The 276-nt window shown below is 42.4% G+C and carries 1 pseudogene; it reads left to right on the top strand.

Going from position 1 to position 276, the window contains the following annotated elements:
• Nucleotides 1-276, top strand: a pseudogene (locus tag C1E99_RS00315) (ABC transporter permease); the annotation flags it as partial.

The raw sequence follows: 276 nt of genomic DNA on the forward strand, positions 1-276 counted from the left end.
GCTATGCGGATTTGAACTCAGGTACTGGTACCATTGTTATCGGTCTAGCATCTGTCATTATTGCAGAAGTTATCTTGCGTAACTTACGCCTGGGTTGGAGACTCCTATCGGTTGTTCTCGGTGCAGTTGTTTACCGTTTGATTATCTTAGCGATTTTGGAAATTCCAGGTATGGATGCAGACCTTGTTAAACTCTTCTCAGCTATCCTTCTGGCAACCGTTCTCTATGTGCCAGAATTGCAGAAGAAATTGAATATTCGTCGTCCAAAATTGAATG

Origin of the sequence: Streptococcus suis, from assembly GCF_002964045.1 — a bacterium.
Classification (GTDB): Bacteria; Bacillota; Bacilli; order Lactobacillales; family Streptococcaceae; genus Streptococcus; species Streptococcus suis_U.